Source organism: Actinocorallia longicatena, from assembly GCF_039534125.1.
In the GTDB taxonomy this organism is placed as follows: domain Bacteria; phylum Actinomycetota; class Actinomycetes; order Streptosporangiales; family Streptosporangiaceae; genus Actinocorallia; species Actinocorallia longicatena.
Map to the genome: position 1 here is coordinate 285,471 of NZ_BAAAUV010000006.1, position 24,717 is coordinate 310,187.

Sequence of the window (24,717 nt, forward strand, 5' to 3'; positions counted from 1 at the left end):
CTGGAGTTCCGGACCATGCGCTCCCCCACCGCGTGGAAACCGCCGCCCGGGCCCCGGACCGGCCCTGCTCGTCGGCAACCACACGACGACGCCCTTCCTGGACGTCCCGGTGATGATGACCGAGGTCCACCGGCGCACCGGGGTGTGGATCAGGTCGATCGCCGACCACGTCCACTTCGCCGTGCCGGGCCGGCGCGACCTCCTGCGGTTCGGCGGCTGCGTCGACGGGACCCGCGAAGCCGTCGCCGGACTGCTGGAAGGGCTGCTCGCCGAGCAGGCGGGCGATCCAGGACGCCGTCCGTGGGGGCGCGTCCTCGGCCGTGGACGTCATTGACAGAACCATGTTCTGTAAGTAGTGAATTACAACAGCAGTGGGTAGGCACCCGGTCGCGACCGCGCACCGCCCCCGAGGAGGCCCGGATGGACACCGTCACACTCACCATCGAACGTCACGCGCGGCCCAGCCTGCGGGCCCGCGCCCTCGCCCGCGGCATGCGCGCCCTCCTGCGGCCCGCGATCGGCCGGGCCTCCGCCGGGCCGATCGACTACGCGAAGGCCGCCTCCTTCGACAAGATGGCCGCGCGGTTCCGGCCGCCGCGCGGCACCCATGTGAAGCCCGTCCGGCTCGACGGCTTCGGTGCCGAATGGGTCCACGGCCCCGGCGTCGGCCGGTCCCGCGAGAAGGTCGTCCTCTACTTCCACGGCGGCGGATGGATCTCCTGCGGGCTCAACACCCACCGCCGGATGATCGCCCGGCTGTCGGCCGCCGCGGGCGTCCCGGCCTTCTCCGTCGACTACCGGATGCTCCCCGAGGTGACCTTCAACGAGGAGGTCCTCGACTGCGTCGCCGCCTACGAGCACCTGCTCGGCAGCGGAATCCCCGCCTCCAACATCGTCGTCGCCGGAGACTCCGCCGGCGGTTACATGGCCTTCGCCTCGACCCTCCTCATCCGCGACGCCGGGCTCCCCCTGCCCGCAGCGATCATCGCGCTCTCCCCCATGCTCGACATGGACCTCGAAGCCAAGCTCGCCCACGCCAACAGCAGGCTCGACCCCACCAACGTGATGCCGGTCCTCCAGAACTTCGTCAAGGAGATCCTCGCCGACCTCGATGCCAAGGACCCCGCCATCTCACCGATCTACGCCGACCTCGCCGGGCTGCCGCCCTGCTACATGAGCGCCGGGACGACCGAGATCCTCGCCTGCGACGCCGAGATCATGGCCGAACGCCTCGCCGCCGCCGGCGTCCCCTGCACCCTCCAGCTCTGGGACGACCAGCTCCACGTCTTCCAGATGTTCGGGTCCGCGCTCCCCGAATCCCGCGCCGCCATCGCCGACTTCGGCCGCTGGGTCACCGCCAGCCTCCCCGCATGACCGCCACCGCCGTCTACGACGACCTCCTCGCCGAATGCGCCGACCTCGACGCCCTCGTCAGCGGCCTCACCCCCTCCGGATGGGCGCTCCCCACCCCCGCCGACGGATGGACCATCGCCCACCAGATCGCCCACCTCAGCTGGACCGACCGGCACGCCGCCCTCGCCGCCACCGACCCCGAAGCCTTCACCCGTCTCATCGCCGAGACCACCGACCCCATGGCCATGGTCGCCGCCGGAGCCGACCCCGCCGCCCATCCCCACGGCCCCCTCGAACCCTGGCGCCGCTCCCGTGAGGAGGTCGTCGACGCGCTCCGCGCCCTCCCGCCCGGCGCCCGCATCCCCTGGTTCGGCCCGCCCATGGCCGGCCCCTCCATGGCCACCGCCCGCCTCATGGAGACCTGGGCCCACGGCCAGGACGTCGCCGACGCCCTCCGCACCACCCGCGAACCCACCCACCGGCTCCGCCACGTCGCCCACATCGCCGTCCGCGCCCGCGACTACGCCCACCACGTCAACGGAACCCCGCCCCCCGCCATCCCCATCCGCGTCGAACTCACCGCACCCACCGGCGAGACATGGACCTGGGGCCCCGGCGACGCCCCCGAGAAGATCACCGGCCTCGCCCTCGACTTCTGCCTCCTCGCCGTCCGCCGCCGCCACCCCGACGACCTCGACCTCCACGCCACCGGCCCCGCCGCCGCCCACTGGCTCACCATCGCGCAGGCCTTCGCCGGACCACCCGGCCCCGGACGCCGCCCTGGCCAGGACACGGCCCACGCGCCGAGTACGCATTGAGTCCCGAGTTCCTGTAGGGTTAACGACGTCGCCAGGGAGGCCGGAAAGCCCCCCGGGACACGCGGAAGTGGCTCAGTGGTAGAGCATCACCTTGCCAAGGTGAGGGTCGCGGGTTCGAATCCCGTCTTCCGCTCGGAGAGACGTCCCGACGTCTCACGGTGGAGTGGCCGAGAGGCGAGGCAACGGCCTGCAAAGCCGTGTACACGGGTTCAAATCCCGTCTCCACCTCCAAGCACCATCCAGGTGCCCGGACGATTAGCTCAGCGGGAGAGCGCTTCCCTGACACGGAAGAGGTCACTGGTTCAATCCCAGTATCGTCCACCGGTCCCGAGGCTCGTCGCGTTCGGAAGCTCAGCTTCCGCACGCGGCGGGCCTTTCGGCGTTTTTCCGGGGGATGTTCCGCCAGCCGCCGTCTTTCGCCGGTCCTCGGCTTGGGTTCTCGTCGCTCTGGTGAGGGTGCCCATCGCGGCGGCCAGGGGTGGGTTGGGGTGGGTGGGGTCGGTGGTGAGGTGGGTGAGGATCCTGGGGATGAGCTCGGGGGGCTTGTCCTGGCTGAGTTTGGCCTTGGCGACGGTGCGGGTGGGGGTCAGGCGGAAGCCGGTGGCGCCGGGGGCTATGGAGTGGGCGTAGGGGAAGCCTTGCCAGGAAATGGGCTGGGCCTCCCCCGTACCCGGGTCAGGGGCGGAGGGTCTCCGCGTCGATGACGGACTGCGGGTCGCTCTGGGCGGGGGACGAACGGCCCTGCAGGAACGGGCGCAGGTAGGTCTGGTTGAGGCCGGGAACCTCGTCCTCGATGACGTAGGTCGCCTTCGTCGTGGCCGCGGCCGTCGACGTCTTGACCGTCGGGAGGGTCTTGAAGTCGGCCTTGAACTCGTGACGGCCGATCGTCGTGAGCACGTAGCCACGCTGGTTGTTGTAGAACTTCAGATGCGGATTGATCTTCAGATAGGACTGGGTGGACGGGTCGGAGTCGGCACCGTCGCCGCCCGTCGTGATCGAGGAGCAGACCAGCTCCGATCCCACCGTCGCCGACGACGGGTCGGCGTAGTCCAGCTTCAGGTCGCTCGCCCAGTGCGCGTGGACGTCGCCGGTCAGGACCACGGCGTTGCGGACGCCCGCGTCGATCCAGCCGCGGGTGATGCGGTCGCGGGAGGCCACGTAGCCGTCCCAGGCGTCCATGCTCGTGCGGAGCAGCGGGCCCGCGTCGGCGTCGCGCTGGGCGAAGAAGACCTGCTGGCCCAGGACGTCCCAGCGGGCGTCAGAACCGCGGAAACCGTCCAGCAGCCAGGCTTCCTGGGCGTCGCCGGTGATCGAGCGGGACGGGTCGACGGCCGCGGCGCAGCCGGTCCGGTAGCCGTCGCCGCAGCCCTGGTCGGCGCGGAACTGCCGGGTGTCGAGCATGTGGAAGTTCGCCAGCTTGCCCCAGCGGATCCGGCGGTAGAGCTGCATGTCGATGCCGTTCGGCACGGACGTGCGGCGCAGCGGCATGTTCTCGTAGTAGGCCTGGAAGGCGGCCGCGCGGCGGCGCAGGAACGCGGCCGGATCCGGGGTGTCGGAGCCCGCCTCGGGGATCTCGTCGGCCCAGTTGTTCTCGACCTCGTGGTCGTCGAAGACCACCAGCCACGGGGCCACGGCGTGCGCCGCCTGGAGGTCGGGGTCCGACTTGTACTGGGCGTGGCGCAGCCGGTAGGTCGCCAGGTCGACGGTCTCGGGACCGAGATGGTCACGGACGTTCCCGCCCGGGATCACGTAGGAGTTCTTCGTGTACTCGTACTGGTAGTCGCCCAGGTGCAGGACGATGTCCGGGCGCTCCTCCGCCAGCCGCCGGTAGGCGGTGAACAGCCCGTGCTCGAACTGCGAGCACGACACGAACGCCATCGCCAGATCGGGGCCGAACGAGTCGAGCCTGGGCGAGGTGCGGGTCAGGCCCACCGGCGAGACGTGGCCTTCGGTGCGGAAGCGGTACCAGTAGTCGCGGCCCGGACGCAGCCCGCCGACCTCGACATGGACGCTGTGCCCGGTCTCCGGCCTGGCCGTCTCGCTGCCGCTGGCCTCGATCCGGCTGAAGGACTCGTCCCGTCCGACCTCCCACTCCACCTGGAAGTAGCGGTTCGGCATGCCGCCCAGCCCGTCCTCGGCGAGAGGGGAGGGTGCCAGCCGGGTCCACAGGACGAAGCCGTCCGGCTCCGGGTCGCCCGAGGCCACGCCGAGCGTGAAGGGGTCGGCCGGCAGGGCCGCCGAGCCCTCTCGCGCCGACGACCGCCGGGGGGCGGCGCCGACGAGGGCCGCGGCCCCGACGACCGTACCGCTGCCGACCAGGAAGGTTCGTCTGTTGTACCGCGCATGCGTTTCGACCATCGGGGGGCTGCCTTTCCGCTGACTCTCGGGTGACAGCAGCCTCGCCAAGGCGGATGTATCCCTGTGGCCCCGGAGGTGACGGGCGGGCGAACAAGATCGATCTTCGGGTGACGCGCTCGGCACCAGCATGGCGGTCGCGAACCGCCGGAGCGTTTCCGGGAATCCCTAGAAACCGAGATGCAGCCTGCGGGCCTCGCGGAGGCGGTGCAGGGTGTGGCCGGTGTGCCGTTTGAACAGGAGCTCGGCGCGTTCGTAGGACAGGCGGCCCCGGCCGGTGCGCGGGCACAGGCCGGTGGCCCCGCGGGCCGGGGCGGGGCGGCGCTCGGCCAGGAACAGCGGCCCCGACGTGCGGGAGCCGACGAGGGAGCGGAGCAGGTCGGTGGTCGCCGGATACCAGCGGAGCTCACGGCCCCCGGCGATGACGGCCCGGTCGGCCGCGAGGTCGAGGTCCTCGACGTTCAGGGACAGCGCGACGGCGGCGGGGGCCGCGCTCTCGTAGACGATCCGCCAGAGCGCCCGTTCACGCGGCGCGGCGGTGGCGAGGGAGAGCAGGGCCTCGACGGTCCCCCGGTCCAGGGGCTCGGGGTGTCCGGGCGGCACCTTCCTGCGCGGCAGGGCGGCGGTGAGATCGCCGGTGGGGGCGGTGCGGGAGAAGGTCCGCAGGGCGGAGTGGTGGCGGTTCCAGGTGCGGGGGGCCGCGCCGTGCCAGGCGGCGGTGAAGGCCGCGGCGGCCAGGGCCGGGGTCACCTCGGTCAGTGGCGGATCGCCCAGGTCGCGGGCGAGGCGGCGCAGCGTCCGGCCGTAGGAGCGGGCTGCGGGGGCGTCGAGCCCGGCGAGGAAGGACTCGACCGCGGCGGCGAAGGACGGGACGGCCGCGGCGCTGGCCTCCGCGCGGCGCAGGAGCAGGGCGCGTTCCGGGGCGTTGCGGGTCAGGGCGGCGGCCCGGGTGAACTCGGCGGCGGCCTCGGGATGGCGGCCGAGCCGCGACAGCAGGTCCGCCCGGACGGCCGGGAGCAGATGGTAGTCGCCCAGGTCGAGCGTGTCGGTGAGGGCGAGGGCCGTCTCGGGACCGGCCACCCTGGCGACGGAGACCGCGTGGTTGAGCCGGACGACCGGGGTCGGCAGGACCCGTTCGAGCCGCTCGTAGAGCGCGACGATCCGCGCCCAGTCGGTGTCGTCGGCTCCGCGCGCGCCCGCGTGGACGGCGGCGATCGCGGCCTGGAGCACGTAGGGGCCGGGTGGGGCGCCCAGGGAGCGGGCGGTGAGCAGGGCGGTGAAGCCGCGGCGGATGAGCAGGAGGTCCCAGCGGCCGCGGTTCTGCTCGTGCAGCGGAACCGGCTCCCCGGACGGCCCCGTGCGCGCGGCCGCCCGCGACGCCGTCAGCTCCATGAGCGCGACCAGGCCGTGGACCTCGGCTTCCCCGGGGACCAGCGCCGCGAGCATCCGGCCGAGCCGCAGCGCCTCACGGCACAGATCCGCCCTGATGAGATCGTCGCCGGCCGTGGCGGTGTACCCCTCGTTGAACACCAGGTAGACGACGTCCAGGACGGAGCGCAGCCGCTCGGCCCGCTCCCCCGCTTCCGGCATCTCGAACGGGATCCGCTCTCTGGCGAGGGTCCGCTTCGCCCGGAGGATCCGCTGGGCGACCGTCGCCTCGGGCGTCAGGAACGCCCGGGCGATCTCCTCGGTGGTCAGCCCGCCCAGCAGCTTGAGGGTCAGGGCGGCGCGGGCCTCCCGTGACAGGACCGGATGGCAGGAGACGAACATGAGGCGGAGGACGTCGTCGTCGGCCTCCGGTCCGGTCTCCTCCGCGGTCCGCAGGGCGTGGGCGAGCCGCTCGTGGTTCCGCTCGAGCCGCTCGCCCCGCCGCATCCCGTCGACGGCCCGGCGCTTGGCGGTGGTCATCAGCCAGGCGCCGGGATTGCCGGGCACTCCGTCGCGCGGCCACTGCTCCAGCGCCGCGACCAGCGCGTCCTGCGCCAGCTCCTCGGCCAGCCCGACGTCCCGGACCATCCGGGTCAGTCCCGCGACGATCCGGGCGGACTCCCGTTTCCACACCGCGTCGATCGCGGCGTGGGCGTCCCCCGCCATCACTCCGGCCCGAACACCTCGCTCATGTAGGTGACGCCGCCGCCCACGATCCTGACGAAGCGCTCGGACAGCTCCAGCGCCTCCGCACGGGAGCGGACATCGATCAGGGCGAAGCCGACGACCGACTCCTTGGCCTCGGCGAACGGGCCGTCGGTGACGGTGATCCGCCCGTCGTCTCCGGAGGACAGCCTGCTGGCCGGGCCGAGTCCCCCGGTCGCCAGCAGGACGCCCTCCTTGGTCAGTTCCTCCACGAAGGCGGCCATGTCGGCGAACAGCTGCTCGTCCGGCTCCTTGCCGCCGCCCATGTTCGTCATCAGGAATCGCATCGTCTTCTCCTTCGCCGGGTGCGCCGGACCGGTCGTCCGGGGCTCGCCAGGGCGTCGAACGGGCCCGTCCCGATCCGACACCGGTCCGCGAGACCCCGGTCCAGCAGGGCGATCCTCCCACAGGTGACGGGGAATCGCCTGATTCCCTGTCACATCGGGGAGGAAGCGCTGGCCGGAGCGGTTCCGCCCGTCCCGGTCGGATCGGCGGCCACCCGGACGACGCGGAAGCGAGAGCACACCGACAAGGAGAACCCGATGACCACGATCACCGCGCCCGCCACCACCCCCTCCCGCGTCTCCTCCCGCACCCTGCTGACCTGCGCGGCCGTCGCGTCGCCGCTCTGGGCGGCCGTCTCCCTCGCTCAGGCCTTCACCCGCGAGGGCTTCGACCTCACCCGGCACCCGCTGAGCCAGCTCAGCACCGGAGACCTGGGCTGGCTCCAGATCACGAACTTCCTCGTCGGAGGCCTGCTGACGATCGCCGGCTCCTTCGGCCTGCGCCGCGTCCTGGACAGCACGTGGGCGCCGCGCCTGGTGCTCGTCAACGGCGTCGGCATGGCCGCCGCGGGCGTCTTCCGGATGGACCCCGCCGACGGCTTCCCCGTCGGCACGCCCGACGGCATCCCCTCGACGATGAGCTGGCACAGCGTCCTGCACATGGTCTGCGGTTCGATCGCCTTCGCCGTCCTGATCGCGGCCTGCTACGTCCTCGGCCGCATGTACTCCCGCGCCGGGAACCGCCGATTCGCCGCCGCCTCCCGGGTCGCGGGCACCGCCGCCCTGCTCGGCAACCTCTGGGCCATGACCGGCGGTGCCGCGGGATCGCTGACCCTGGCGGTCGGCGTCATCACCGCGATGCTCTGGATCTCCGTGGTCGCCGTGGCGCGGGCGGGCGCGGGGTGGGAGAGGATCGAGGGGTGAAGAGGGACGGCGAGGCCGGGCGGCCGCGGGATCCGCGGGTGGACGCCGCGGTGCTGGTGGCCGCCCGTGAGCTGGTCTGCGAGATCGGCTACGCGGAAACCGGCGTCGAGAGGATCGCCCAGCGGGCCGGAGTGAGCCGGACGGCGATCTACCGGCGCTGGCCCGCCAAGGCGCTGATCATCCACGAGGCCGTGTTCCCCGCCGCCGAGCGGCATGTCCACCTGGTCTCCTGCGGGGAGCTGCGCGGCGACCTGCGGGGGATGGTGGCGGGGGCGCTCGCGCTGTTCTCGCGGCCGGAGGTCCGGGCCGCGATGCCGGGACTGATGGCCGACGCCGCCGTCGACGGGCGGCTGCGCGCCGCCTTCCGGGACGGCCTGGAGTCGGCCGCCCGCCGGGAGCTGACGGTCGTGCTGGACGCCGCCCGGGAGCGGGGCGAACTGCGGACGGACGTCTCGGCGGGGACCGTGATGCACCTCGTCGCGGGCGCCTTCCTGTTCCGGATGGTGGCGTGGGGCCCCGAGGAACTGCCCGCCCTGACCGAGGAGCTCACCGCGCTGCTGGCCGCCGCCCTGTGCGAACCAAGCGCTTGACCAAATGCGGGATTCCGCTACACACTGACTCGTAATCGCGTCGAGGAGGTCGTGCCGTGCGGACTGCCGAGGTTTTCCGGGAACTCGTGGCCGAGGTGCTGGCGGTGCAGCAGCGGCTGCTGGACGATCCCGGCCTGGACGAGCGGAGCCGCGTCGAGGGCCACCGCTGGATCCTCTCCATGCTCCGCACCGGGGTCGAGACTCAGGTCTGGGCCGATCCGCACCACCCGAGGTTCGTCGACATCGTCGGCCCGTCCAACAAGTGGGGCGGCGACAACTCCGACGCCTTCTACCAGTACGCCCCGATCGACCCCGCCCGCACCTACCGGGTCCGCGGCCGCCGGGGCGACACCGTCTACCTCTCCCTGACGGTCTACGGCGGCCCCTCCGACGGCCGCTACTCCGAGCGCATCGTCGGCACCGTCAACGACCGCGGCCTCAGCTTCGCCCCGGACGGCTCCTTCGAGCTGGTCATCGGCCCCGGCGACGACGCCGACCTGCGCCTCGCCCCGGACGCGGTCTGCGCCCTCACCCGCGACTACCTCGCCGACCCCGCCACCGGGCGCCGTGCCGAGTGGACCATCGAGTGCCTCGACTCCCCCGGCGGCCCGCGCCCCGACGACGACGCCTCCAGCGCCGCCCGGTTCGGCGCGGCCCTCAACTGGCTGCGCGAGCAGTCGAGGCTGCTGCTGCCGCTCGAGGACGACAACCGGATCGACGACCCCTATCCGGTGCCGCAGCAGACCTTCGGCTGGGCCGCGGGCGACGCGGCGTACGCGATGGGCTGCTTCGCCCTCGGTCCCGGCCAGGCCCTGGTGATCACCGGGCGCTCCCCCGAGTCCGCGTTCTGGAACCTGTGCCTGTGGAACCCCTTCCTGCACACCTACGACTACGACCGGGAACGGGTGACGATCAACGGGGAGCAGATCGTCCCCGAGGACGACGGTTCCTGGACGATCGTCATCGCCGCCACCGATCCCGGCCATCCCAACTGGGTGTCGACCGCGGGCCACGACCGGGGCCGGATCTGGATGCGCTGGTTCCTGCCCGCCGAGACTCCCGGACGTCCCGAGGTCAGGGTCGTGCCGCTCGCGGAGGCCGCCCGATGAAGGTCCATCTCGCCGATCTGGCCGTCCCGTGCTTCTCCCCCGAGGCCGCCGAGGTGCTCAAGGCCATGTCGGCGATGGCCCCCGGGTTCTCCCTCACCCCCGAGGCGCTGATGGAGGGGGCGGCCGAGCAGGCGGGCCTGTCGGAATTCGGCGACCCGTCGTTCCTCGCGGGGCTGACCGCCCTGTGCGACGCCTACCGCGACGACGACGCGCTCAGCCCGTACGGCCTGGTGGCACAGCACGTCCAGCTCACCCAGCTCCTGGTCAACCGGCTCCGGCTGGAGGACCTCGTCGCCCGCCGCCCGGAGATCCTCGACGTCGAGGTGAAGGCCCCGATCATCATCGCGGGGATGCCGCGCACCGGCACCACCCATCTGCAGAACCTCCTGGCGGCCGACCCCGCGCTGACCCATCTGCCCTACTGGGAGGCGGTCGAGCCCTTCCCGCTGCCCGGCGACACCGGCAGGCTCGACCGCACGGTCGCCGCCCTGGACTTCGTGTACCGCGCGATGCCGCACTTCCGCTCGATGTTCGACATCACCCCGACCCACGCCCACGAGGACATCAACCTGCTGGCCATGGAGTTCTCCTCCATGCACTTCGAGGTGCAGGCGCTGGTGCCGTCCTACCGGGACTGGTACCTGTCGGCCGACCAGACCCCGGCCTACGCCTACCTGAGGAAGGCGCTCCAGGCGCTGGCGTGGCTGCGCGGCGACCGGCGCCGCTGGGTGCTGAAGACCCCGCAGCATCTCGAGCAGCTCGGCCCGCTGCTGCGGATCTTCCCCGACGCGACGGTCGTGTTCACCCACCGCGACCCCGTCGCCTGCACCGCCTCGATGGCGACCATGATCTGCTACGCCTACCGGATGTCGCGGGCCGAGATGGACCCGCACGCCGTGGGGCGCTACTGGGCGGACCGCAGCGCCGACCTGCTGAACGGCTGCATGCGCGACCACGGGCTCGTGCCGCCGGACCAGGTCGTGGACGTGCGGTTCCACGAGTTCACCACCGACAACATGGCGGCCGTCCGGCGGATCTACGAGGTCGCGGACCAGCCGCTCGGGGCGGCGAGCGAGAGGGCGTTCGCGGCGTTCCTTGCGGGCCACGGGCGCGGCAGGCACGGCCAGGTCGACTACCGGCTCGACGATCTCGGGCTGGACGAACGGGAGCTGCGCCGGGAGCTCACGCCCTACAGCGAGCGGTTCGGGCTTCCCGCCGACCAGAGATGATCACCACAGGTCGCCGTCGCGGAAGTCGGCGACCAGATCGGCGGTGAGGTCGAGCGGTGCACCGGCGGGCAGGACGTGGACGGAGCCCTCGTCGTCCTCGGTCCTGACCGTCCCCTGCGGGGTGAGGGCGTGCAGGCGGCCCTTCCACCGGTGCCAGTTCCGGTGGGCGTAGAAGTCGCCCGCCGCCTCGGAGGCCGACAGGGCGCCCAGGTCGTAGGCGTCCCGGATGATCGTCTCCAGGGCGTTCATCATGGTGGTCGCGTGGCCGCTGGAGCGCCGGTCGCCCCGCACCGCGACGGCCTCCACATAGCCGGCGCGCAGGGCCCTGCCGCCGTGCAGCAGGCTCCGCTGGACGACCGAGGCGTGCCCGATCAGGCCGTCGTCCTCCCAGACCAGCGCGTGCATGCCACCGAGCGCGTGGTTCCAGTCGTGCTCGTCGAGGCCGTCGAAGGCGCCGTCGAGAAGGCTCCGGGCGGCGATGAGCGTGGGCGCGTCCAGGGCCGAGGTGTGCAGCAGCTCGAGCTTGGTCATGCCTTCCATGCTGCCAGGCGGGTCAGGAGCCCGTGCCCGGGGGCAGGAGATCGCGCCGGAGCGCCGCCAGGGCGGCCTCGACGGCCCAGGCGGTGCCGTGGCCGGGAATGCCGATCATGAGGTCGGTGCCGAGCCCGTCCATCATGCGGCAGGCCCGCATCGCGACGAACGCGGGATCGTCCAGGGGCACGAAGACGCCCGCCGCGACGCCCGTCTCGACCAGCCCGGCGAGGATGGCGTGCCAGGACGCCAGGCCCTCCTTGAGCTTGAGCAGGGTCTCCTCGTCGGCGGGCGGGGCGGCCATGACCTGCGACCACAGACGCCAGCGGATGTCGTCGTGCCCGTCGGGCAGGTAGACGGTCACGTACCGGGCCACTGCGGCCTCCGGGTCCTCGATCCCGGCCAGTTCCGCCCGGCAGCGGGCGATCAGCTCCTGCTCGGACATCAGCAGCGTCTCGATGATCACCCGGTCGCGGCGGCCGAAGTAGTAGAGGACGTGCCCCGTGCTCATCCCCGCGCGGTCGGCGATGTCCTGGACCCGCACCCGGGCCGGGCCGACCTCCTCGATCGCGAGCAGAGCGGCCCTGAGCACGTGGGCGCGCATGTCAGGGCGTTCGAGGGCGAGCTTCCTGGGCTTGGCGGTCATGGACATAATCTAGAGTACTGCTCAAATATTGAGTACCGTTCTAACTCTTGATCCCGGGAGGAGCTCACGATGCGGCTGACGCCCGCCGAGCAGGACCGCCTGCTCCTGTTCACGGCCGCCGAGCTCGCCAGGGCGCGCCGGGCCCGCGGCCTGCGGCTGAACGTCCCCGAGGCGACCGCCCTGATCGCCGACACCGTCTGCGAGGCCGCCCGCGACGGGGCCCGCCTGGCCGAGGCGGTCGCGGCCGGGCTGTCCGTGCTCGGCCCCGGCGACGTGCTGCCCGGCGTCGCCGACGTGCTGGACGAGATCCAGGTCGAGGCCGTGTTCGACGACGGCACCCGGCTCGCCGTGCTCACGAACCCGATCGGCGGCGGCGGTCTCGGCGACGACGCCCCCGGCGCGGTGCTGCCCGGACCGCGGACCTTCGTCTTCGAGGACGTCGTGACCGTCACGGTGACCAACACAGCGGCCGTGCCGGTGTCGGTGACCTCCCATTTCCACTTCTTCGAGGCCAATCCGCGGCTGGCGTTCGAGCGGGCCCTCGCCTACGGCCGCCGGGCGGCGATCCCGGCCGGATCGGTCGTGCGGTTCGACCCCGGCGCCACCGTCGAGGTCGGGCTCGTGCCGATCGGCGGGGCGCGGATCGCGATCGGGTTCGCGGGGCTCGTCGACGGCCCGCTTGACGCGCCCGGCGCGTTCGAGCAGGCGATGGAACGGGCGCGGGCGTGCGGCTACCTGATGGAGGAACGATGAGCGAGACCGGCTGCCACGGGAACAGGAGCGTGGGCTCGCACGACGACTACGCCTCCGTCTACGGGCCGACGACCGGCGACCGGATCCGGCTCGGCGACACCGGGCTCGTCGTCCGGGTCGAGCACGACTCCCAGCGGCCGGGCGAGGAGTTCCTCACCGGCTTCGCCAAGACCGCCCGGGACGGCATGCATCTGAAGGCCGCGTCCGTGGCCGCCACCTGTGACGTCGTCATCAGCAACGTGCTGGTGCTCGACCCGCTGCTCGGGGTGCGCAAGACCTCGATCGGGATCCGCGCGGGGCGGATCCACGCGATCGGCCGGGCGGGCAATCCCGACACCCTCGACGGGGTCGAGGTCGTCGTCGGGACCGGCACCACGATCATCTCCGGGGAGGGGCTGATCGCGACCGCCGGGGCGATCGACACCCATGTGCACCTGCTGGCGCCGCGCGTCATGGAGGCGTCGCTGGCCTCGGGCGTGACGACGATCATCGGCCAGGAGTTCGGGCCCGTGTGGGGCGTCGGGGTGAACTCGCCGTGGGCGCTGCACCACGCCTTCAACGCCTTCGACGCCTGGCCGGTGAACATCGGGTTCCTCGCGCGAGGCTCGTCGTCGGATCCGGCACCGCTGGTCGAGGCCCTGGTCTCCGGCGGGGCCTCGGGGTTCAAGGTCCACGAGGACATGGGCGCGCACACCCGCGCCCTGGACACCGCGCTGCGGGTCGCCGAGGAGCACGACGTGCAGGTCGCACTGCACACCGACGGGCTGAACGAGTGCCTGTCGGCCGAGGACACCCTCGCCGTCCTGGACGGGCGGACCGTCCACGCCTTCCACATCGAGGGCTGCGGCGGCGGGCACGTGCCGGACGTCCTGAGGCTGGCGGGGGTGCCGAACGTCATCGGCTCCTCGACCAACCCGACCCTGCCGTTCGGCCGGGACGCGCTCGGCGAGCACTACGGGATGATCGTCTCCGCGCACGGGCTGAAGCCCGACCTGCCCTCGGACGAGGTCATCGCCCGGGACCGGATCAGGGCCGGGACCATGGGCGCCGAGGACGTCCTGCACGAGCTCGGCGTCATCCCCATCACCTCATCGGACGCCCTGGGCATGGGCAGGGCGGGAGAGACCGTCCGTCGGACCTTCCAGCTCGCGGCCAAGATGAGGACGCCGTCCGCCGAGGGCGACGACAACGCGCGGGTGCTCCAGTACCTGGCCAAGCTGACGATCAACCCGGCGATCGCGCACGGGCTGGCGCACGAGGTCGGGTCGATCGGGGTCGGCAAGATGGCCGACATCGTGCTGTGGCGGCCCGCCTACTTCGGCGCCAAGCCGCAGCTCGTCATCAAGAACGGGTTCCCCGCCTGGGGCGTGACCGGTGATCCGAACGCCGCGACCGACCTGTGCGAGCCGCTCGTCATCGGGCCGCAGTTCGGCGGGCACGGGGCGACCGCCGCCGACATATCGGTGGCGTTCGTCGCCGGAATCGCGGACGACACCCTGCCGACGAGGCGCCGCCGGGTCGCGGTCCGCGGCACCCGGAACATCGGCAACGCCGCGATGGTCCGCAACACCACGCTCGGGGACGTCCGGGTGACGCCCGCCGGGCTCGTCACCTTCGACGGCGAGCCGATCACCTCGGAGCCGGCCGAGTCCGTCTCGCTGAGCCGCCTCTACTTCCTCTAGGAGTCCCGTATGTCCACTCCCGCCGCGGACGGCTACTTCATGCCCGCCGAATGGCGGCCGCACAGCCGCACCTGGATGTCGTTCCCCGTGATCGGTTTCATGGACGTCGAGGAGTCGTGCCGGGCCTGGTCGGCCGTCGCGAACACGATCGCCGGGTACGAGCCGGTGACGATGGTCGCCGATCCCTCGCGCGCCGCCCTGGCGCGCACCTGGCTGGATCCCCGGATCGAGATCGTGGAACGGCCGCTCGACGACGCCTGGCACCGCGACAACGGCGCGACCTTCCTGGTCGACGGCAGGGGCGGGCTCGCGGCCGTCGACTGGCGGTTCCGTGCCTGGGGCATGACGAGCCAGCCCTGGGAGAAGGACGACGCGATCGCCGCGTTCGCCGCCGAGCGGGCCGGGGCGCGCCGCTACGTGTCGGCGATGGTCAACGAGGGCGGCGGCATCCATGTCGACGGCGAGGGCACGGTGATCATCACCGAGACCGTCCAGCTGCACGACCGGCGCAATCCCGGGTGGACCAAGGAGCAGGTCGAGGCCGAGCTCAGGGCCATGATCGGGGTCAGCAAGGTGATCTGGCTGCCGCGCGGCCTGGCCGGGGACTACGGCGGCTACGGCACCAACGGGCATGTCGACCTGCTCGCCGCGTTCGTCCGTCCCGGCCTGGTCGTGGCGCACGTCCAGGACGATCCGGCCCATCCCGATTTCGAGACCAGCCGGGAGAACCTCGCCCTGCTGCGCGCCTCGACCGACGCCAGGGGACGTGCGCTGGAGGTCGTCGAGCTGCTCGCGCCCTCGGTGAAGGAGGTCGACGGTGAGATCTGCGACTACTCCTACATCAACCACTACCTCGCCAACGGGCTCGCCCTGCTCTGCTCGTTCGGCGATCCGCGCGACGAGGACATCGCAGCGATCTTCTCGCGGCTCTTCCCCGGGCGTGCGATCGAGTTCTGCGACGCCCGCACGATCTTCGCCTACGGCGGCGGCATCCACTGCATCACCCAGCAGGAACCGCGGCCGTAGGAGAACCGTCCACAGGGGGTCCGCGGAACGTCGGAGGGGTCCCGTAGCTTCGGAGGGCAGTCAGCCGACACGGCGGGGCGATCCCGCCGCTACCGTCTCCGGAGCCGCACATGCACACCGCAGAAACCCTGGCGATCGCCCTCGGCGAGGCCCTGCTGTCCACCCTCGGCTCCCGCGGGCTGCACGTCTCGCCCCGCAGGCGGGATCGCATCCTCGCCTGCCGGGAGCCGTCGTGCCTGCGCACCTGGCTGGACCGGGCCGGGTCCGCGGTGACCCTGTCGGAGGTCTTCCATGACGACCTGTCGGCCTGGAGCTCGCCGCGGCATCCCCGCAACCGGGGCGAGGAGGCCGCCTGACCCGGTGCGGACCGGGCGGGTCAGCCCGGGAGCCGCCGCCAGGCGCTCACGCCGATCCGCCCGGTGTTGCCGAGGTCGATGTGCACCGCGACGGTCTGGGCGGGGGTGTCCGGAACCGGGACGACGTCGAGGGAGGTGACGAGGGTCGCGGTGACGGTCGCGTCGGTCACCAGATTCCGCCAGATGATCCCGGCGGTGGCGCTCTCCCCCGGCCCGAGCACGAGGGGCCGCGGGGGGTGGCCGAGACTCTCCACGCGCGAGACGCCGCCCGACCCGTGCCCGATGTCGACCTTCAGCGCTGTTCCCTCGGCGTCGCGCAGCCGCAGGCCCGGATAGCCGTTCACCCGGTAGGGCTCGGTGCCGCAGTTCCGCAGCCGCACGCCGATGACCCGCAGCCCCATCGCGGCGTCGCCCTCGTCCGCCGACACCACGACCCCCTCCGGCGGGCAGGCGGGGGCCGCCGTCGGCGTCTTCAGGGGTACCGGCGGCACGGGAACCGCCACCGGTGCGGGCCGCTCCGCGCCGCACCCGGCCGCCGACGCGCCCAGCACCGCCGCCAGGAGCCCCGCTACCGCGCGCCGCCGGCCGGCCGGGCTCCGGCCGGCCCGGCGCCTATCGTCAAGGTGCCGATCGTGAAGGTGTCCATCGCTCACGTGCCCGTTCCCCTCCGCCGGTCGACGGGGAACAGGGTACGTGCGGCGCCGGACACCCGGACCCGCCGCCGGTCACGATCACGTCGGGCTCTTGGCGGCTTCCGGCACTCGTTCCGCCGCCTCCGCGGCCGTACGGCCGGTCGCGGAGGCGGGCGTCCGGCCCATCAGGGCGGCGAGGTCGCGGGTGACCACGCCCAGTTCTTCGAGATCGGCGTCGACGAGCGCCTGGTCACCGTCGCACAGGGCGATGCCCGGCTCGGGATGGACGTCGATGATGAGGCCGTCGGCGCCGGCGGCTATCGCCGCCCGCGACAGCGGGAGGACGAGGTCCCTGCGCCCGCCGGAGTGCGACGGGTCGACGATGACGGGCAGGTGCGACAGCCGCTGGGCGATCGGGACGGCGCTGATGTCCAGGGTGTTGCGCACGGCCCGCTCGAAGGTCCTGATGCCGCGCTCGCACAGGACGATGTCGAGGTTGCCTCGCTGGGCGATGTACTCGGCGGCCATCAGCCACTCCTCGATCGTCGCGCTCATGCCGCGTTTGAGCAGGACCGGCTTCCGTGCGGCTCCGACCGCCTGGAGCAGCGCGAAGTTCTGCATGTTCCGGGTGCCGACCTGGAGCATGTCGGCGTAGGAGGCGACCAGCTCGACCGACTCGGGATCGATGACCTCCGTGACGACCGGCATCCCGGTCTCGGCCCGGACATCCGCGAGGATCCGCAGTCCCGCCTCGCCCAGGCCCTGGAAGGCGTAGGGGGACGTCCGCGGTTTGAAGGCGCCGCCGCGCAGCAGCCGCGCCCCCGCGGACTTCGCCATCAGGGCGGCGGCGAGGGTCTGCTCGGGGGTCTCCACCGCGCAGGGACCCGCGATCAACACGAGGTGGTCCGGGCCGATCGGCACCCCGCCGACCTCGACGACCGACCGTTCCGGATGGTTCTCCCGGCTGACCAGCTTGTAGGGAACGGAGATCCGGACGACCTCCGCCACCCCCGATCGGTTGTGCAGGTTCAGCATGCCGAAGGCCGCGACATCGCCGACCAGCCCGATGATGGTCCGCGACACCCCGCGGCTGACGAAGGCGTCTCCGCCTACGGCTCGCACCACGTCGACGACCTCGGTGATCTCGGCTTCGGTGACGTCGGTGGACATGACCACGACCATGGGTTCCCCACTTTCTCGGCGTTCTTCTACGTCGAACATCATGAGATCCGGAAACGTCCAGCCGCGCATATTCGGCTCATGAACGCGCCGGTCCAGAAGCGATCTCTAGGTCATCGTGGGCATATTGAGTTCGACCCGGGTTCCGAAATCCTTCCAGAAATCGGCGCACTCGCGGGCGAGCTGGGCGACGATCTCCCGGCAGTGCGGCGGAACACTCGCGATGATGTCGTTCCAGTCTTCCGCGCGAATGGTGTGGATGTTGAGCAGCCGCAAAAGGAAACGGCCGTCCTGGTTGAAACGCAGGGCCGGGTCGGCCTTCAGCCGGGCGACGAACACCGCCGGCGGCCGTACCGGGGGCCTGGACTCGGCGGTGCTCCCGTTCGCGCCGAGCCGGGTGATGGTGGGCGACGGCGGCACCATGGGGCGGCCGGGCCGGCCCGCGCGGAACGGACGCCTGGCGCGGCCCTCGGGCAGCGGGCCCTCCCCGCGGCTCAGCCGGTTCCTGACGTCGCGGACCGTCTCCGGGGAGATTCCCGCGGCGCGGGCGACCTGCCGCAGGGACAGGCTGGGATCCTCGGCGATGAGGGCGTAGGCGAGCTGCCGGCCGGACGTTCGGTCGACCGAGCGGACCCTCCCGTCCTTGCCGATCCTGGTTAGCGGCCGCGTCTCCGGCGTCTCCCGAGGTCCGCGCAGGGCGGAGACGGTCTTGGCCGAGAGCCCGGCCGCTGAGGCGATCATCCGGTCGGACCAGTGCGGATGCGAGGCGACGATCCGTTCCGCCGCGCGCTTGCGGTCCGCCAGAGACAGGGGCAGACCGTGCGCGGTGTTCAGTCGCACCGACAGGACGAAGGCGTCGGTCTCCGAGCCGTCGAAGAAGCGGACCTCGATGGTCCGCCTTCCGCGCAGGACGGCGGCTTTGAGCCGGTGGCCTCCGTCGATGACGCTCATCGTCTGGCGGTGCACGACGATGGGCGGAAGCTCGCTCTGGCCGGCGGCCAGGACCTCCACATGCGCCGTGCTCTCCCCTGAGCTTCGCGGTGATTTCCCGGTCGAAAGCTCATTCACCTCCACTTCGAATATCGGTTGAAGGTCAATTTCTGCGATCGCGGGCTGCAAATCGGACTCCTGCGTCTGATCACTTGCGGGCGAAAGTGAACGAGGAATGTGCCGTCGACCAGCCTAGTAGATCCTTTAGATTCACTAGCGGGAGCGGCCGGATGCGGCCAGTTCGTGACCATTCCTTAATACATCATTCAATGCGTCAGCGATTAGTGACAATCCTGACCGGACCGGGTCGGGCCCTCTTACCGGGCCCGTCCGTGCCGCGCGCGCGGACGGACCCGGCGGATCACCGAGAAGGCGTCTCGGAGTCCCTTTCGACCTGCTCGGCGAACTGATCCCATATCTTTCCGCATTCGAAGGCGAGCGAGGCGACGATGTCGCCCCAGTGCGGCGGCACGCTCTCGCCGAGTTTCTCGCCGTAGCCCGTCTCGACGGCGTGGATGGTCAGCAGCCCGAGCAGGATCCGGCCCGCCTCGCTCCCGTTGAGCGCGGGATCGGACCGGAGCCGCCGGATGCCCTCGCGGCGGCCGGAGCCGACGGCCGTGCCGGGGGCGGGGCGGACGGGCAGCGGCCTGTCCACCGGCTCGGGCCCGCGCAGGCCCCACTCCCGCTCCGGCTCGCGCTCCCGTTTGGCCGCCGGACGGCGGGCCGCGAGGGGATCGTCGCCGCGCGTCAGCTTGTTCCTGACGTCCCTGGCCGTCTCCGGTGAGATGCCCGCCGCCTTGGCGATCTGCCGCAGCGACAGCCCCGGGTTCTTGGAGATCAGCTCGATCGCGGCCCTGCGGCCCTGCTCGCTGTTGACCGGACGCGTCCTGCCGTCCCTGCCGATGCGCGCGGCGCCGGACGACCCCCCGCCGGCCCCCGCCCGCACCTCGGCCACCGTCTTCGCGGAGATCCCCGCCACCGCGGCGATCGAGCGGTCCGACCAGTCCGGCCGGGACCGCACGATCCTGTCCGCCGCCGCCTTGCGCTCGGCGAGCGACAGCGGCAGGCCGTGGGTGGAGTTCGCCCGCACCGCCAGGACGAAGGCCTCGTACTCGTCGCCGTAGAAGAAGGTGGCCGCGATCCGGTTCTCCCCGCGCAGCCGCGCGGCGGCGAGACGGTGGACCCCGTCGACCACCCGCATCGACGGGAAGTGGACGATGATCGGCGGCAGTTCGGCGGAGACGGCCGCCAGCAGCCGCACGTGTTCGAGGTTCTCCCCCGAGGTGCGTGGGGAGCCTTCCACCGACAGTGCGGAGATCGGGACGACCGTAACCGGCTCGGTCGCCTCCCCCTGATCTTCCGGCAGAACCGGAAGATCCTCGATAATGATCATTTCTTCGGATCGTGCGGTCACGTAAAGCCCCCATAAGACCGTTGATCAAAACCCAAACCACTACATTTTGCGACAGATAATTTTGCATCGGAGCGGAAGAACTTCCTGGCCTCGTGACCGAAGCAGGACACCCCCCGTGGCCAGCGACGTCGGGCGATGTTCGTGGTCCTTCGTCCAAGTGGGCGGATCGTCAGTTGGACACCGGCCCGCGAACGTGACGCTCCGTTCATCTTCGCGCCGCCCCTTCTTCAACCGGCGGAGTGCCCTCGGGGGACAGCGGGAGACCGGCCCACGGCCGCTTCCGCGACCGGGCCCGCCCCACAGGATTCCGGTGGAACGGACGACTGAAAGGATCAGCCGGCGAGCGAGGAGCGGCGCGAGAGGAACGGCGTCACTGCCCCCGGCATGACAGCGCCCGGGCCTCAGGAGGCCCGGGCGGTGTACCGGTGAGAAGGCCGGCGGCCGGCGTCACGCCTTGCCGGGAAGCCAGAGCAGTCCGTCGTCGGAGGTGATCAGCCCGCCCTCGAACATCGGGACGTCCGGGCCGAGGTCACCGCCCAGGAAGGCCCGGGTCTGCACCTGGGCGCCCTCCTGCATCGCCTGCTGGACCGCCGAGGAGCGGAACAGCGGCGCCATGCTGCCCTCGGAGTTCGCCGAGACCGCGTCGACGGCGTCGGAGAACTCGGCGGACTTGGCCTTGAGCCGCAGCGTCGCGTCCTCGGCACCGGCCAGGACGCCCTCGGAGGAGGACACCCCGGCGACGAGCTCGACGAACGACTCCAGCTCCGTGTGCTTGTTCTGGGTGACCTTCTTCGCCGACCAGAAGTAGGAGCCCTCGTCCACGTGCATGTCGTAGAACGACATCAGGAACTCGTAGAACACCCCGTACTCGCGCCGGTACCTGGCCTCGAACTCGGTGAACGCCGCCTCCTCGGTCACCAGCCCCTTGAGGATGCTGTTGATCGACCGCGACGCCAGCAGCGCGCTGTAGGTCGCCAGATGGACGCCCGAGGAGAACACCGGATCCACGAAGCAGGCGGCGTCGCCGATCAGCACCAGCCCCGGACGCCAGAACCTCGTCTGGTGGTAGGAGTAGTCCTTGCGCACCCGGAACTGCCCGTACTGCCCCTCGGTCACCCGGGTGGCGTCCGCGAGGTACTCCTTGATCAGCGGGCAGCCGTCGATCAGCGCCCGCATCGCCTCCTCCGGATCGCCCTGGACCTTCTCGGCGTGCTCGCGCCGGACGACCGCCCCGACACTGGTCAGGGTGGGGCTGAGCGGGATGTACCAGAACCAGCCGTCGTCGCCGGCGGCCGACAGGATGTTCCCCGAGTTCGGGGCGGGCAGGCGCTTGCCGCCCTCGTAGTAGCCGAACAGCGCCAGGCTCCGGAAGAACTCCGAGTACTCCCTGGTCCCGCCGACCCGCTTGTGGATCCGGCTGCCGTTGCCCGAGGCGTCCACCACGAACCGGGCGCCGACCTCGTGCCCGGTGCCCTCGGCGTCGGTGTAGGTCACCCCGGTGACCCGGCCGTCCTCGTCAATGACGTCGGTGACCGACACCTGGAAACGGACCTCCGCCCCCTTCGCCGCCGCGTTGTCCAGGAGGATCTCGTCGAACTTCGACCGCTCCACCTGGTAGGCGAACGACGTCGCGCTCGCGATCTTCGGCGACACCGAGAAGGAGAAGGTCCACGGCTCGGGGTTGGCGCCCCAGCGGAAGGTCCCGCCGAGCTTGCGGGTGAAGCCCGCGGCCGCCAGCCGCTCGGAGACGCCGGTCAGCTTGAGCACCCCGTGGACGGTGGAGGGGAGTAACGACTCCCCGATCTGGTAGCGCGGGAAGGTCTCCTTCTCCAGCACCAGCACCCGGTGGCCCTGCATGGCCACGAGCGAGGCGAGCGTCGAACCGCCCGGGCCTCCCCCGACCACGACCACGTCGAACTGTTCACGGCTCTCGGCACCCATGGAAATACCTCCTGTTGTGGTGGTCAGTGACCGGTCCAGCGGGGTTCACGGCGCTCCGCGAACGCCGCGACCCCCTCGACCGCGTCCGTGCTCCGCCGGCGCCGCTCCTCCCACGGGTACTGAGCGGAGAAGGCCTCCTCCAGCGGCAGGTCGACCGAGCGCAGCGCGGCCTCCTTGATGGCGCGCACCGACAGCGGCGCGCTGCGCACCAGATCGTCGGTCCACTCCCGGACGCAGTCGTCCAGCCGCTCGGCCGGGACGACCTCGTTGACGAGCCCGTGGGCGAGGGCCGTCGCGGCGTTCATCCGGCGGCCGGTGAGCAGGTACCCCATAGCGGTCTTGAGGGGGAGCTGGCGGGGCAGCCGGAACGCGCCGCCCGCCCCCGGCACGAGGCCCAGCCGGACCTCGGGCAGGCCGAAGACCGCCCGGTCGGAGGCGATGATGAGATCGCAGGCCAGTGCGAGCTCGAACCCGCCGCCCAGGGCGTAGCCGTCGACCCTGGCGAGGACCGGCTTGGACAGGGTGAACCGGTCGGTGAGCCGGGGCCAGCCGGGCTGGCCCCGGCTGCCGAAGGTCGTCAGGGGCGCGCCGTCCCGGTTGAGCCGGTCGCGCTCCTTCAGGTCCTGGCCGACGGAGAAGGCGCGCTCCCCCTCCCCGGTCAGGACCGCCACCCGCACGTCGTCGTCGGCCTCGACGTCGTCCCAGATCTCCGCGAGTTCCTCGTGGGTCCGCAGATCCATGGCGTTGAGCACCTCGGGACGGTCCAGGGTGATCCTGGCGACGTGCTCCTTCTTCTCGTAGCGGACCCGGGGCCCGGTCATGACGGCCGTCCCGCGAACCGGCCGACCTTGTCGATGACGTCCTCGCCGTAGATCCGCAGGGACTGCTGGAGCGCGAACTCCGCCATGTAGCGCCGGAACTCCTCCGGCGGTTCCTCGGCGTGGTTCAGCATCCGCCGGTTCGCGGCGACCGCCTCACCGGCGAGCCCGGCCAGGCTCCGCTCGATCGCCGCGTCCATGCCGTCGGGCTCGACGACCTCGTCGACCAGGAGCCGGGCGTCGGGCTCACTCGCCCACAGCCGCCTTCCGCCGAGGATGATCTGACGTGCCAGCCGCGGCCCCGTGAAGCGGGCGAGGCGGAAGTTCGCCACCCCGGGAATGATCCCCTCCTTGGCCGCGGGCAGGCTGAGATAGGAGTCCGACGCCGCGATGACATGGTCGAACGCCATGAGCAGCTGCATGCCGCCGCCGATGGCGAAGCCGTCCACGGCCGCGACCCAGGGCTTGTCGGCGAGGCCGGAGTGCCACCGCTCGCCGTCCTCCACCCGGATCCCTCGGACGATCTTGTTGATGTAGCCGAGTTCCCTGCGCAGCAGGAAGCCGACCAGGGAGATGTCTCCGGAGCTGAGGTTCTTCAGGTTGATCCCGGCGCTGAAGATCCGTTTGCCCCGGTAGCGGGGATGGCTCATCTCGCCGCCGCGCAGCAGCCCGACCCGGACGCCCGGATCGAGCAGCGCGAGGTCGACCGCGGTCTCCATGTCCTCGACCTGCTGCTCGTCCTCGGCGTTCAGGCGGTCGTCCCGGCACATGGTCAGCCGGGCCACGCCGTCGCGCCGCTCCAGATGGACGGCCTCCATCCGCAGGACCCCCGTCCGGAGGAAGTCCGGCAGCAGGTCCAGGGCGCGGGGCGTCGGCCTCAGCATCGCCTCGACCAGGTGCGGGCCCGCCACCGGCGAGGCCAGCACGGCCCGCAGGAAGATGCCCTGGTCGATCTCGCGTCCCTCCTTGTCGGACTGGCGCCGCGACCGCTCGTCCGCGAGCTGCGCGGCCGTCGGGACGAGGCCGGGGAAGGCCGCCGCGGCGGCCTCCACCAGTTCCTCGATCCGCAGGCCGACGGCCCGTCCGGCGGTGAGTCCCGCGTAGACCTCGTCGGTGTGCGCGGCCATGAAGCGGGTCCGGAACACCCGGAGCGCGGTGTGCTCGGCCGCGGCCGAGGCCCGCTGCTCCGCGGACCGGGCCGCCGGGGCGGGGAGCGCGGCCAGGCGCTCCTCGAACCGGCCGGCGGCCTCGCTCAGCGCGCCCGCGGCGAGCTTGAGCTCCTCTTCAGGCGGGATCACCGGACCTCCGCACGGCGGAGCGTCCGGTCGCAGGCGGCCAGGTGGGCGCCGAGGGCGTCCTCGAAACTCGTGGTCCCGGCCTCGAACATGAGCTGCCTGCGGATGGCGGCCTCCGAGCCGGAGACCCCGGCCGCGGCGGCCGCGACCGAGGCGAACACGGCATCGGTGTCCTCGGTGAGGGTGCCGACCAGGCCGAGGGCCAGGGCTTCGGCGGCGGTGACCGGCTCGCCGAGCAGCGCGGCCCGGCGGACCGCGACGGGACCGGCCTGCTGGGCCAGGCGGTACAGCGTCATGCCGGGCCAGGTCGCCCCGTCCTCCAGCGGCAGGACCAGCCGGGCCGCCGGCACGGCCACCCGGACGTCCGCGGCGAGCAGGACGTCCAGCGCCGTGCCGCCCACGTCGCCCAGGGCGGCCGCGACCGTCACCGCGGCCAGCCGTTCGAGCCTGCGGACGGCTCGCTCCCATTTGGAGACCAGGCCGACGGTCAGGCCGTCGCGCGCCCCGGCCGCCGGGACGCCGGACAGCAGAAGCCGGACGACGGCCGGGCCCGCGTGGTCCTCGGCCCGGTCGCAGAGCGCCTGAACGGCCTCGACGGCGGCGACCGAGACGGGCCGCCCCCCGTCGACGCGCAGGGTCAGGTCGTCGTCGACGCGCAC

The 24,717-nt window shown here is 72.0% G+C and carries 24 protein-coding genes and 3 tRNA genes; 14 read left to right on the plus strand and 13 right to left on the minus strand.

Features of this window, described 5'->3' with window-relative positions:
* Positions 1 to 64: 64 nt before the first annotated feature.
* From ABD785_RS14745 to ABD785_RS14770, 6 genes are all read left to right on the plus strand, one after another.
* A complete protein-coding gene (locus tag ABD785_RS14745) occupies positions 65 to 334 on the plus strand; it encodes a lysophospholipid acyltransferase family protein (RefSeq protein ID WP_344828523.1) in 270 nt (89 codons plus the stop codon).
* A gap of 86 nt (positions 335 to 420) precedes the next feature.
* Complete coding sequence (locus tag ABD785_RS14750; protein ID WP_344827987.1) at positions 421 to 1,374, plus strand: alpha/beta hydrolase; 954 nt, start codon at positions 421 to 423, stop codon at positions 1,372 to 1,374.
* On the plus strand, positions 1,371 to 2,171 hold the full coding sequence (locus tag ABD785_RS14755) for a TIGR03084 family metal-binding protein (RefSeq protein ID WP_344827990.1): 801 nt from the start codon (positions 1,371 to 1,373) through the stop codon (positions 2,169 to 2,171). Before ABD785_RS14750 ends, ABD785_RS14755 begins: the two co-directional genes overlap by 4 nt.
* Positions 2,172 to 2,232: 61 nt before the next feature.
* Positions 2,233 to 2,304 (plus strand) — tRNA-Gly (locus tag ABD785_RS14760).
* A 24-nt stretch (positions 2,305 to 2,328) separates the two neighbouring features.
* Positions 2,329 to 2,402 (plus strand) — tRNA-Cys (locus ABD785_RS14765).
* A gap of 18 nt (positions 2,403 to 2,420) precedes the next feature.
* A tRNA-Val gene (locus tag ABD785_RS14770) sits at positions 2,421 to 2,492 on the plus strand.
* A 354-nt stretch (positions 2,493 to 2,846) separates the two neighbouring features.
* Here ABD785_RS14770 and ABD785_RS14775 read toward each other — a convergent pair.
* From ABD785_RS14775 to ABD785_RS14785, 3 genes are all read right to left on the minus strand, one after another.
* Positions 2,847 to 4,529, minus strand: a complete 1,683-nt coding sequence (locus tag ABD785_RS14775) for an alkaline phosphatase D family protein (RefSeq protein ID WP_344827993.1) — start codon at positions 4,527 to 4,529, stop codon at positions 2,847 to 2,849.
* Positions 4,530 to 4,694: 165 nt separating this feature from the next.
* A complete protein-coding gene (locus ABD785_RS14780) occupies positions 4,695 to 6,620 on the minus strand; it encodes a DUF6596 domain-containing protein (RefSeq protein ID WP_344827996.1) in 1,926 nt (641 codons plus the stop codon).
* Positions 6,620 to 6,946, minus strand: a complete 327-nt coding sequence (locus tag ABD785_RS14785) for a YciI family protein (RefSeq protein ID WP_344827999.1) — start codon at positions 6,944 to 6,946, stop codon at positions 6,620 to 6,622. The genes ABD785_RS14780 and ABD785_RS14785 overlap by 1 nt, the downstream gene beginning before the upstream one ends.
* 255 nt (positions 6,947 to 7,201) lie before the next feature.
* Between ABD785_RS14785 and ABD785_RS14790 the strand changes: the two genes are divergently transcribed.
* Genes ABD785_RS14790 through ABD785_RS14805 form a run of 4 tightly spaced genes read left to right on the plus strand, consistent with a single transcriptional unit; the run spans position 7,202 to position 10,795 of the window.
* Positions 7,202 to 7,867 carry a DUF998 domain-containing protein gene (locus tag ABD785_RS14790; RefSeq protein ID WP_344828002.1) on the plus strand — a complete coding sequence of 222 codons (666 nt, stop codon included), beginning with the start codon at positions 7,202 to 7,204 and terminating at the stop codon, positions 7,865 to 7,867.
* Entirely contained in the window at positions 7,864 to 8,457 is a 594-nt protein-coding gene (locus ABD785_RS14795; protein WP_344828005.1) for a TetR/AcrR family transcriptional regulator, read from the plus strand. The genes ABD785_RS14790 and ABD785_RS14795 overlap by 4 nt, the downstream gene beginning before the upstream one ends.
* A gap of 56 nt (positions 8,458 to 8,513) precedes the next feature.
* Positions 8,514 to 9,566, plus strand: a complete 1,053-nt coding sequence (locus ABD785_RS14800) for a DUF1214 domain-containing protein (RefSeq protein ID WP_344828006.1) — start codon at positions 8,514 to 8,516, stop codon at positions 9,564 to 9,566.
* The gene (locus ABD785_RS14805; protein WP_344828008.1) at positions 9,563 to 10,795 is read left to right on the plus strand and encodes a sulfotransferase family protein; all 1,233 of its coding nucleotides are present in this window, start codon (positions 9,563 to 9,565) and stop codon (positions 10,793 to 10,795) included. Before ABD785_RS14800 ends, ABD785_RS14805 begins: the two co-directional genes overlap by 4 nt.
* On the opposite strand, the gene ABD785_RS14810 is transcribed toward ABD785_RS14805, so the two are convergent.
* Positions 10,796 to 11,335, minus strand: a complete 540-nt coding sequence (locus tag ABD785_RS14810; RefSeq protein WP_425547769.1) for a GNAT family N-acetyltransferase — start codon at positions 11,333 to 11,335, stop codon at positions 10,796 to 10,798.
* A 13-nt stretch (positions 11,336 to 11,348) separates the two neighbouring features.
* Positions 11,349 to 11,972, minus strand: a complete 624-nt coding sequence (locus ABD785_RS14815; RefSeq protein ID WP_344828018.1) for a TetR/AcrR family transcriptional regulator — start codon at positions 11,970 to 11,972, stop codon at positions 11,349 to 11,351.
* Between the two features lie 69 nt (positions 11,973 to 12,041).
* On the opposite strand from ABD785_RS14815, the gene ureA reads away from it, so the two are divergent.
* The 4 genes from ureA (at position 12,042) to ABD785_RS14835 (ending at position 15,789) form a co-directional block, all read left to right on the plus strand.
* Positions 12,042 to 12,725: an urease subunit gamma gene (gene ureA / locus ABD785_RS14820; protein WP_344828022.1), complete on the plus strand. Its 684-nt coding sequence runs from the start codon at positions 12,042 to 12,044 to the stop codon at positions 12,723 to 12,725.
* Positions 12,722 to 14,407, plus strand: coding sequence for an urease subunit alpha (locus tag ABD785_RS14825; protein WP_344828025.1), 1,686 nt, complete (start codon positions 12,722 to 12,724; stop codon positions 14,405 to 14,407). The genes ureA and ABD785_RS14825 overlap by 4 nt, the downstream gene beginning before the upstream one ends.
* A gap of 9 nt (positions 14,408 to 14,416) precedes the next feature.
* Entirely contained in the window at positions 14,417 to 15,433 is a 1,017-nt protein-coding gene (locus ABD785_RS14830; RefSeq protein WP_344828028.1) for an agmatine deiminase family protein, read from the plus strand.
* Positions 15,434 to 15,543: 110 nt separating this feature from the next.
* A complete protein-coding gene (locus ABD785_RS14835; protein ID WP_344828030.1) occupies positions 15,544 to 15,789 on the plus strand; it encodes a hypothetical protein in 246 nt (81 codons plus the stop codon).
* 20 nt (positions 15,790 to 15,809) lie between these two features.
* Here ABD785_RS14835 and ABD785_RS14840 read toward each other — a convergent pair whose 3' ends face one another.
* The 8 genes from ABD785_RS14840 to dpgB form a co-directional block, all read right to left on the minus strand.
* On the minus strand, positions 15,810 to 16,280 hold the full coding sequence (locus ABD785_RS14840; protein WP_344828033.1) for a DUF4232 domain-containing protein: 471 nt from the start codon (positions 16,278 to 16,280) through the stop codon (positions 15,810 to 15,812).
* 240 nt (positions 16,281 to 16,520) lie between these two features.
* A complete protein-coding gene (gene aroF, locus ABD785_RS14845) occupies positions 16,521 to 17,603 on the minus strand; it encodes a 3-deoxy-7-phosphoheptulonate synthase (RefSeq protein WP_344828035.1) in 1,083 nt (360 codons plus the stop codon).
* Positions 17,604 to 17,708: 105 nt separating this feature from the next.
* The gene (locus ABD785_RS14850; RefSeq protein ID WP_344828038.1) at positions 17,709 to 18,611 is read right to left on the minus strand and encodes a ParB N-terminal domain-containing protein; all 903 of its coding nucleotides are present in this window, start codon (positions 18,609 to 18,611) and stop codon (positions 17,709 to 17,711) included.
* A gap of 340 nt (positions 18,612 to 18,951) precedes the next feature.
* On the minus strand, positions 18,952 to 19,983 hold the full coding sequence (locus ABD785_RS14855; RefSeq protein ID WP_344828041.1) for a streptomycin biosynthesis regulator: 1,032 nt from the start codon (positions 19,981 to 19,983) through the stop codon (positions 18,952 to 18,954).
* A 468-nt stretch (positions 19,984 to 20,451) separates the two neighbouring features.
* Positions 20,452 to 21,945 (minus strand): tryptophan 7-halogenase, encoded by a 1,494-nt coding sequence (locus ABD785_RS14860; RefSeq protein ID WP_344828043.1) that lies wholly within the window; start codon positions 21,943 to 21,945, stop codon positions 20,452 to 20,454.
* Between the two features lie 23 nt (positions 21,946 to 21,968).
* Positions 21,969 to 22,766: an enoyl-CoA-hydratase DpgD gene (gene dpgD, locus ABD785_RS14865; protein WP_344828046.1), complete on the minus strand. Its 798-nt coding sequence runs from the start codon at positions 22,764 to 22,766 to the stop codon at positions 21,969 to 21,971.
* Positions 22,763 to 24,061, minus strand: a complete 1,299-nt coding sequence (gene dpgC, locus ABD785_RS14870) for a (3,5-dihydroxyphenyl)acetyl-CoA 1,2-dioxygenase DpgC (RefSeq protein WP_344828048.1) — start codon at positions 24,059 to 24,061, stop codon at positions 22,763 to 22,765. Before dpgC ends, dpgD begins: the two co-directional genes overlap by 4 nt.
* The gene (gene dpgB, locus ABD785_RS14875) at positions 24,058 to 24,717 is read right to left on the minus strand and encodes an enoyl-CoA-hydratase DpgB (protein ID WP_344828053.1); all 660 of its coding nucleotides are present in this window, start codon (positions 24,715 to 24,717) and stop codon (positions 24,058 to 24,060) included. Before dpgB ends, dpgC begins: the two co-directional genes overlap by 4 nt.